Genomic DNA, 7,839 nt, shown 5'->3' with positions numbered 1-7,839 from the left:
GTGTATAAGAGACAGGCAGCCGGCCGCGCGGCGTCTCAGGCGACCCGGGGCTCGGGTTCGGGCTCCAGCTCGGGCTCGGGCTCCAGCTCGGGCTCGACGAATTGCCACCGTTTCCAGTGCCGGGTTTCCTCGGGGTTCAACTCCCGACCCAGAAGGGTGGTGACGGCGGCACCGTGTTCGAGGTAGAGCTCCTCGTTGCGGCGCCAGGCCGCCAGGTACCGGTAGAACGGCAGCCAGGGGTGTAGGTGATGGATCAGGTGATAGTTCTGCGACAGCATCAGCGGAGCCAGCAGCCATTCCATCCCGACCCGCAGCCGGCTGGCGCGATACCGATCCTGGCGCTGCGTGATGTCGATCCCGTGGTGCGGCAGCCAATCGAAGGCCCAGCCGATGATGAACAGGCCGAGCCGTTGCGGAATCAGCACGACCTCGGCAAGCAGCCAGAGGTGATCGGTCAGCATCGCGCCCACGATCAGTGCGACCGTCAGGAGCAACACCACCGACGTCTCGGCGACTTCGGCAACCGGTCGCCGCCAGGAATGGCGTATGCGCTGCCGCAGCTTGCGGGTGTACCACGCCGCGTAGAAGACATCGATCAGCGCCCAGCGGAAGGGCAACTGCCAGGTCGGTGCGTGGGTGGCGAACACATCGGGATCGCGCTCGGGATCGTTGGTGTGGCGGTGATGCTCGCCGTGGACGTAGCCGAAGGAGGGCAGCGAGAACGACGGTGACACGAACAGCCAGGCCAGGCGGCCGACCACGGTGTTGACCCAGCGCACCGCGCAGAAGGAGCGGTGCAGTGCTTCGTGCGCCACCGAGAACATCACGTAGGTGACCGCGGTGCTCAGGGGGATCACGACCCAGGGCGGCAGAGTTCCGCGGGCCGCCCCGACGGCGACCCCGGCGAAGACGGTCACAGCGCCGACCGCGAGCCAGAAGGTCGGCCAGGCGAAGGTGGGCATGCCCTCCCCGGGATGCGGATGTCGTGGCCGTGATGCCGCGCGCGACTTGCCCGGCACCTCAACCAACCACACGAGACCTCCAATGCGAGCGCCAACGAACCTGGGAAACTTTTAAGAGCAGCTGAAAGATTACCGCGACTGTCGAGGCGGCGCGACCGCCAATAGTCCGTTGTCCGGCAACGTGTTTATCACATTATTGACGCCACCGTATAAACCCGCTGGTCGATGATCGAAAGCTGGTCAGGACGCCTGTGGGCGGATCGGGCCCACCCTCCTCGATCCGTGACCGAAGGTAGGCACCGGCCACTTTGCCGGCCGGCGGCGCCGAACCGGACGACCCGGCTCCGGGGCCCGACGTACGTGGCGAGCGCCCCCACGATCAGCAAGGACTTACTTATGCGGGATGGCGGCGACTGCCACCGTCGTCGGACCGGACGAAGCCGTCAGGCTCCGTACACCGGTACCGGAGGCCGCGACTGAGCCAGCAGGTCGGTGACGACCGGCCCCAACTCGGCCGGATCCCAGCGAGCGCCCTTGTCTGCTTGCGGGCCGTGCGCCCAGCCCTCGGCCACCCGGATCTTGCCGCCTTCGACCTCGAACCCCTTCCCGGTCACATCCCGTGACTCGACACTGCCCAGCCACACCACCAGCGGGCTCACGTTCTCCGGCGCCATCGCGTCGAAGTCCTGGCCCTGGGTCGCCATCATGTCGGCGAAGACGGTCTCGGTCATACGGGTGCGTGCCGACGGGGCGATCGCATTGACCGTGACGCCGTAGCGGCCCATCTCGGCCGCGGCGACCAGGGTCATCGCGGCGATACCGGCCTTGGCGGCCGAGTAGTTGGCCTGGCCGACGCTGCCCTGCAGGCCGGCGCCGGAACTGGTGTTGATGATGCGGGCGTCCACCGTTTCGCCGGCCTTGGAGCGCGCCCGCCAGTAGGCCGCGGCGTGCCGCATGGTGGCGAAGTGGCCCTTGAGGTGCACTGCGACGACGGCGTCGAACTCCTCCTCGCTGGTGTTGGCGAACATCCGGTCCCGCACAATGCCGGCGTTGTTGACCAGGACGTCGAGCCCACCGAAGTGGTCCACCGCGGTTTGGATAAGCGCCGCGGACTGCTCCCAGTCGGCCACGTTCGAACCGTTGGCGACGGCCTCCCCGCCGGCTGCGACGATCTCGTCGACCACGCCCTGGGCAGCGCTACCCCCGCCGGCCGGCGAGCCGTCCAGGCCCACCCCGATGTCGTTGACCACCACCCGGGCGCCCTCGGCGGCAAAGGCGAGCGCATGCGCCCGGCCGATCCCCCCGCCCGCTCCGGTGACGATGACCACGCGGCCGTCGAGAAGTCCCATCTGCGTTCTCTCCTTTATTTGTTGGCGCTCGTAACGTCCAGGTAGACCGGCGGCTCCCCGCCGCCGTGGGTTTCCAGCGTGGCGCCGCTGATGTAGGAAGCGGCGTCGGACGACAAGAAGGCAGCCGCCCAGCCGACATCGGCGGGCTTGGCGAGCCTGCCCAGCGGCACGGTGGCCGAGATTGCGGCGATCGACTCCGCGTCGCCGTAGAACAGGTCGGACTGCTCGGTCTCGACCATGCCGACCACCACCGAGTTGACCCGCACCTTGGGGGCCCACTCGACAGCCAGAGTGGCGGTCAGGTTGTCCAGTCCGGCCTTGGCGGCACTGTAGGCCGCCGAGCCGGGAGACGGGCGGTGCCCGCTGACGCTGGTGATGTTGATGATGGAGCCGCCTGCCGCCTGGGTCTGCATGACGGCATTGGCGTGCTGGGCGACCTGCAGCGGCCCCAACAGGTTGAGCTCGATGATCTTGCGGCTGAAGTTCGCCGACGCCTGGGCGGCCGGCGCGTGCGGCGACCCGCCGGCATTGTTGACCACCACGTCGATTCGACCGTGTCGGCCGGCGACCGTCTCGATCAGCGCCTTGACCGCGTCGTCGTCACGCACGTCGCACGAATGGAACTCATAGGGCAGGCCGTCCACCGGGCGCCGCGCGCAGGTCACCACGGTCGCACCCTGGCCGGCGAAGACGGCGCTGATACCCGCGCCGACGCCGCGCACCCCGCCGGTCACCAGGACGACCTTCCCGGTCAGACCGAGCGAGATGGACGAGGGACTTGGATCAGACATTGTGCTAGCGTACCAAGCAAGTGCTTGCTTAGGTATCCAAGACCCCAATACGACAGGGAAATCCGCCCATGCCGATCACATCCACCACCGTCGAGCCGGGGATCGTCGCGGTCACCGTCGACTACCCGCCGGTCAACGCACTGCCGTCGCGCGCCTGGTTCGAGCTGGGCGACGTCATCACCGCGGCGGGCAAGGACATGTCCACCCACGCGGTCATCCTGCGGGCCGAGGGCCGCGGATTCAACGCCGGCGTCGACATCAAAGAAATGCAGAACACCGAGGGCTTCACCGCCCTGATCGACGCGAACCGGGGTTGCTTCGCGGCGTTCAAGGCCGTCTACGAATGCGCCGTGCCGGTGATCGCCGCGGTCAACGGCTTCTGCGTCGGCGGCGGCATCGGCCTGGTCGGCAACGCCGACGTGATCGTGGCCTCCGACGACGCCAAGTTCGGACTGCCCGAGGTGGAGCGCGGCGCACTGGGCGCGGCCACCCACCTGTCCCGGCTGGTACCGCAGCACATGATGCGCCGACTGTTCTACACCGCGGCAACAGTGGACGCGGCCACCTTGCACCGGTACGGCTCGGTGCATGAGGTGGTTCCGCGCGCCGAGCTCGACGAGGCTGCGCTGCGGGTGGCCCGCGACATCGCCGCCAAGGACACCCGGGTGATCCGGGCCGCCAAGGAGGCCCTCAACCTCATCGACGTGCAGAAGGTCAACTCCAGCTACCGCATGGAGCAGGGCTTCACCTTTGAGCTCAACCTCTCCGGTGTCGCCGACGAGCACCGCGACGAGTTCGCCGGCACCGAGAAGGGGAAGAAGTGATGCGTGGCGCGACGATGCAGAGCCCAGCGATGAGGAGGAGCGTCACCCGATGAGCACGAATAAGGTCACCACCCTCGACGACGCCGTCGCCGAGCTGCGCGACGGCATGACGATCGGTATCGGCGGCTGGGGCTCGCGCCGCAAGCCGATGGCGTTCGTCCGCGCCATCTTGCGCACGGACGTCAAGGACCTGACCGTGGTGAGCTACGGCGGCCCGGATCTGGGGCTGCTGTGCTCGGCGGGCAAGGTCCGCCGGGTCTACTACGGCTTTGTCTCGCTGGACTCGCCGCCGTTCTACGACCCGTGGTTCTCCCGCGCCCGCACCACCGGCGCGATCGAGGCCCGGGAGATGGACGAGGGCATGCTGCGCTGTGGGCTGCAGGCCGCCGCCCAGCGACTGCCCTTCCTGCCGATCCGCGCCGGCCTGGGCAGCTCCGTGGTCGACTTCTGGGAGGGCGAGCTCAAGACCGTCACCTCCCCCTACCCCGTCTCGGCTGCAGACGGGGGTGGTCACGAGACGCTGATCGCAATGCCGGCGCTGAACCTCGACGCCGCTTTCGTGCACATGAACATCGGCGACGAGCGCGGCAACGCCGCCTACACCGGGATCGATCCGTACTTCGACGACCTGTTCCTGATGTCGGCGCAGCGCCGCTTCCTGTCGGTCGAGAAGATCGTGCCCACCGAGGAACTGATCGCCAGCACGTCACCCCAGACCCAGCTGATCAACCGGATGATGGTGGACAAAGTTGTGGAAGCCCCCGGCGGCGCCCACTTCACCCTCGGCGCAGCGGATTACGGCCGGGACGAGAAGTTCCAGCGACACTACGCCGAGGCCGCCAAGTCCGATGAGACCTGGGCGGAGTTCAAGGCCACCTACCTGTCCGGCAGCGAGGACGACTACCAGGCTGCGGTGAAGAAATTCGGAGCGGAGGCCCAAGCATGACCGACTCACCCACTCGCGCGGAGATCTGCGCCGTGGCCTGCGCCGAGCTGTTCCGCGACGCCGGCGAGATCATGGCCTCACCCATGGCCACCGTTCCCACGGTCGGCGCTCGGCTCGCCCGCCTCACCTTCTCCCCCGACCTGGTGCTCACCGACGGCGAGGCCCGCATCCTGGCCGACACCCCGGCGATCGGCAAAGTCGGTGCGCTGGAAGGCTGGATGCCGTTCAACCGGGTCTTCGAAACCCTCTCGTGGGGCCGGCGCCACGTGATCATGGGCGCCAACCAGATCGACCGGTACGGCAACCAGAATCTGTCGGCGTTCGGCCCGCTGCAGCACCCGACGCGGCAGATGTTCGGGGTGCGCGGCGCACCGGGCAACACGATCAACCACACCACCAGCTACTGGGTGGGTGCGCACTCGTCGCGGGTGTTCTGCGAGGCCGTCGACATCGTCTCGGGCATCGGCTACGACAAGGTGGACCCGGACAACCCGGCGTTCCGCTTCTTCAACCTGGGCGGCGTGGTGTCCAACCTCGGGGTGTTCGACTTCGGCGGTCCCGACCACCAGATGCGCGCGGTCTCACTGCATCCCGGGGTCACCGCCGACGAGGTCGCCGACAACACGGCGTTCGAGGTACACGGTTTGGCCGACGCCCCCGCCACCCGGCTGCCGTCCCCGGAGGAGCTGCAGCTGATCCGCGAGGTGATCGACCCGAAGTCGCTGCGGGACAAAGAAGTGCGGGCATGAGCCGCCTCAAGACTCCCCTGACCGAACTGGTCGGCATCGAACATCCGGTCGTGCAGACCGGTATGGGCTGGGTGGCCGGCGCCCGGCTGGTGTCGGCAACCGCCAACGCCGGCGGTCTGGGCATCCTCGCCTCGGCGACCATGACGCTCGACGAGCTGGCCACCGCGATCGCAAAGGTCAAAGCAGCCACGGACAAGCCGTTCGGGGTGAACATCCGCGCCGATGCCTCCGACGCCGGCGACCGGGTGGACCTGATGATCCGCGAAGGCGTCAAGGTGGCATCGTTCGCGCTGGCCCCCAAGGCCGAGCTGATCGCCAAGCTCAAAGAGGCGGGCGCCGTGGTGATCCCGTCGGTGGGCGCGGCCAAGCACGCCAAGAAGGTGGCGTCCTGGGGCGCCGATGCGGTGATCGTGCAGGGCGGCGAGGGAGGTGGACACACCGGTCCGGTGGCGACCACACTGCTGCTGCCCTCGGTGCTCGACGCCGTCGCCGGTACCGGAGTGCAGGTGATCGCCGCCGGTGGCTTCTTCGACGGCCGCGGCCTGGCCGCCGCGCTGTCCTACGGCGCCACCGGCGTCGCGATGGGCACCCGATTCCTGCTGACCAGCGACTCCACCGTTCCGGACGCGGTCAAGCAGCGCTACCTGGCCGCAGACCTGAGCGGCACCGTGGTCTCCACCCGAGTCGACGGGATGCCGCACCGAGTGCTGCGCACCGAGCTGGTGGACAAGCTCGAAAGCGGCTCTCGGGTACGCGGTTTCAGTGCCGCGATCCGCAACGCCGCCAAGTTCAAGAAAATGTCGCAGATGAGCTGGCCCACCATGGTCAAAGACGGGCTGGCCATGCGACACGGCAAAGAGCTGACCTGGTCGCAGGTGCTGATGGCCGCCAACACCCCGATGCTGCTCAAAGCGGGCCTGGTGGAGGGCAACACCGAAGCCGGCGTGCTCGCCTCCGGCCAGGTCGCCGGCATCCTGGAGAGCCTGCCGTCCTGCGCGGAGCTGATCGCCTCGATCGTCGACGACGCGGTCGAGCAGCTGCGGGCGGCCAACACCTTCATCGCCTGAGCCCCCGATCGCGCGACGCCGGCCCGAGGGCCGGCGTCGCGCGATCGTCCTGCGGGCAACGCGTTGATCAGGCCTCAACCATCAACAACGAGTGTCCGCTCGGATCGCGGAAGAAGAACATCGGCGGAACGGGGTCCCCCTGACGCATGATCTCAGCGTCGACATCGACTCCGAGTTCCCGCATCCCGGCGTGTGCGGCATCGATGTCGTCGGTGTTCAGCGTGATCCCGGTGTCGGCCGGCTCAACGGAACCACTGTCCGGTGGCGGCGGAGCCAACGCGATGCCCGCCAGCCCCTGCGGCGGGTAGACCTCGACCCACCGGTAACCGTCGCCCATGTGGATGTCAGTGCGTTTCTCGAAGCCCAACGACTCGTAGAACGCGATGGCCTTGTCCTGGTCGACGGTGGGCACACAAACGAGGTTGATCGACTTCAAGCCGATCTTGGCGGTACTCATCTTGCTCCTTTTCGGTTGGGGACACTACGAACTGACGCCATAGAGCTGTGCGAGTTCCGGCGAGCTCGCCCACCGGCTGTAGGTGGGGCTCTGCGGCCAGCCGTCGGGTGAGTCCTGCCACTCTTCCTGGCGCCCGTAGGGCAGCACATCGAGCAACGCGAACACGTGGCCGAGCTGTTCGGTTCCGCGCCGGTTGGTATGCCAGGTCCGATACACCGCATTGCCTTGCCGCAAAAAGACATTCACCGCGAACTGTCCACCCGGCGGTGCACCGACGTCAGAGCCGAACGAACTGTTGGCGGTGCTGTACCAGGCCATCTGATTGCCGACGCGCCGCTTGTAGGCGATCGCCTCGTCGATGGGCCCCTGCGTGACAATCACGAACCGCGCATCGTAGGCGCCCAGAAACTCGAGGCGGGTGAACTGCGAGGCGAAACCGGTGCATCCCGCGCACTGCCACTGCTGACCCGGGGACCACATGTGGTGATAGACGATCAGCTGACCTTTGCCCTCGAACACCTCGGCCAGGCAGACGGGCCCGCCTTCGCCCTCGAGCACGTAGTCGTCCATGGCGACCATCGGCAGACGGCGGCGCTGCGCGGCGATCGCGTCCAGCTCGCGGGTCGCCGCTTTCTCGCGGGCGCGCAACGCATCCAGTTCGCGCTGCCAAGTCTGCTGGTCCACAACCGGAGGC

At 67.8% G+C, this 7,839-nt stretch carries 9 protein-coding genes; 4 read left to right on the top strand and 5 right to left on the bottom strand.

What is annotated here, in order from left to right:
- Nucleotides 1–35: 35 nt before the first annotated feature.
- The 3 genes from LI92_RS18205 to LI92_RS18195 all read right to left on the bottom strand — a co-directional run bounded on the left by LI92_RS18205 (nt 36) and on the right by LI92_RS18195 (nt 3,102).
- Nucleotides 36–1,034 (bottom strand): fatty acid desaturase, encoded by a 999-nt coding sequence (locus tag LI92_RS18205; RefSeq protein ID WP_152665545.1) that lies wholly within the window; start codon nt 1,032–1,034, stop codon nt 36–38.
- 371 nt (nt 1,035–1,405) lie between these two features.
- A complete protein-coding gene (locus tag LI92_RS18200) occupies nt 1,406–2,311 on the bottom strand; it encodes an SDR family oxidoreductase (RefSeq protein ID WP_046321396.1) in 906 nt (301 codons plus the stop codon).
- A 14-nt stretch (nt 2,312–2,325) separates the two neighbouring features.
- Nucleotides 2,326–3,102 (bottom strand): SDR family oxidoreductase, encoded by a 777-nt coding sequence (locus LI92_RS18195; RefSeq protein ID WP_046321395.1) that lies wholly within the window; start codon nt 3,100–3,102, stop codon nt 2,326–2,328.
- A gap of 68 nt (nt 3,103–3,170) precedes the next feature.
- Between LI92_RS18195 and echA20 the strand changes: the two genes are divergently transcribed.
- Genes echA20 through ipdC form a run of 4 tightly spaced genes read left to right on the top strand, consistent with a single transcriptional unit; the run spans nt 3,171 to nt 6,688 of the window.
- Entirely contained in the window at nt 3,171–3,926 is a 756-nt protein-coding gene (gene echA20 / locus LI92_RS18190) for a (7aS)-7a-methyl-1,5-dioxo-2,3,5,6,7,7a-hexahydro-1H-indene-carboxyl-CoA hydrolase (protein WP_046321393.1), read from the top strand.
- A 49-nt stretch (nt 3,927–3,975) separates the two neighbouring features.
- On the top strand, nt 3,976–4,872 hold the full coding sequence (gene ipdA, locus LI92_RS18185) for a cholesterol ring-cleaving hydrolase subunit IpdA (RefSeq protein WP_046321392.1): 897 nt from the start codon (nt 3,976–3,978) through the stop codon (nt 4,870–4,872).
- Nucleotides 4,869–5,621 (top strand): cholesterol ring-cleaving hydrolase subunit IpdB, encoded by a 753-nt coding sequence (ipdB, locus tag LI92_RS18180; RefSeq protein WP_046321391.1) that lies wholly within the window; start codon nt 4,869–4,871, stop codon nt 5,619–5,621. Before ipdA ends, ipdB begins: the two co-directional genes overlap by 4 nt.
- A complete protein-coding gene (gene ipdC / locus LI92_RS18175; RefSeq protein ID WP_046321390.1) occupies nt 5,618–6,688 on the top strand; it encodes a (3aS,4S,5R,7aS)-5-hydroxy-7a-methyl-1-oxo-octahydro-1H-indene-4-carboxyl-CoA dehydrogenase in 1,071 nt (356 codons plus the stop codon). Before ipdB ends, ipdC begins: the two co-directional genes overlap by 4 nt.
- Nucleotides 6,689–6,755: 67 nt before the next feature.
- Here ipdC and LI92_RS18170 read toward each other — a convergent pair whose 3' ends face one another.
- Both LI92_RS18170 and LI92_RS18165 read right to left on the bottom strand, forming a co-directional pair.
- Nucleotides 6,756–7,145 carry a VOC family protein gene (locus LI92_RS18170; RefSeq protein ID WP_046321383.1) on the bottom strand — a complete coding sequence of 130 codons (390 nt, stop codon included), beginning with the start codon at nt 7,143–7,145 and terminating at the stop codon, nt 6,756–6,758.
- Nucleotides 7,146–7,169: 24 nt separating this feature from the next.
- The coding region (locus LI92_RS18165) for a DUF899 domain-containing protein (protein ID WP_286135184.1) at nt 7,170–7,839 on the bottom strand (670 nt) is incomplete at its 5' end.

The organism is Mycobacterium sp. UM_Kg1 (genome assembly GCF_000972925.1).
GTDB classification, from domain to species: Bacteria; Actinomycetota; Actinomycetes; order Mycobacteriales; family Mycobacteriaceae; genus Mycobacterium; species Mycobacterium hiberniae.
The sequence above is the reverse complement of the archived record's forward strand: the minus strand, read 5'-3'. Positions and strand labels throughout refer to the sequence as shown.

Coding starts and splice junctions, on each gene's coding strand:
- LI92_RS18200 (WP_046321396.1), bottom strand. CDS start 2,311: ATGGGACTTCTCGACGGCCGCGTGGTCATCGTCACCGGAGCGGGCGGG.
- LI92_RS18195 (WP_046321395.1), bottom strand. CDS start 3,102: ATGTCTGATCCAAGTCCCTCGTCCATCTCGCTCGGTCTGACCGGGAAG.
- echA20 (WP_046321393.1), top strand. CDS start 3,171: ATGCCGATCACATCCACCACCGTCGAGCCGGGGATCGTCGCGGTCACC.
- ipdA (WP_046321392.1), top strand. CDS start 3,976: ATGAGCACGAATAAGGTCACCACCCTCGACGACGCCGTCGCCGAGCTG.
- ipdB (WP_046321391.1), top strand. CDS start 4,869: ATGACCGACTCACCCACTCGCGCGGAGATCTGCGCCGTGGCCTGCGCC.
- ipdC (WP_046321390.1), top strand. CDS start 5,618: ATGAGCCGCCTCAAGACTCCCCTGACCGAACTGGTCGGCATCGAACAT.
- LI92_RS18170 (WP_046321383.1), bottom strand. CDS start 7,145: ATGAGTACCGCCAAGATCGGCTTGAAGTCGATCAACCTCGTTTGTGTG.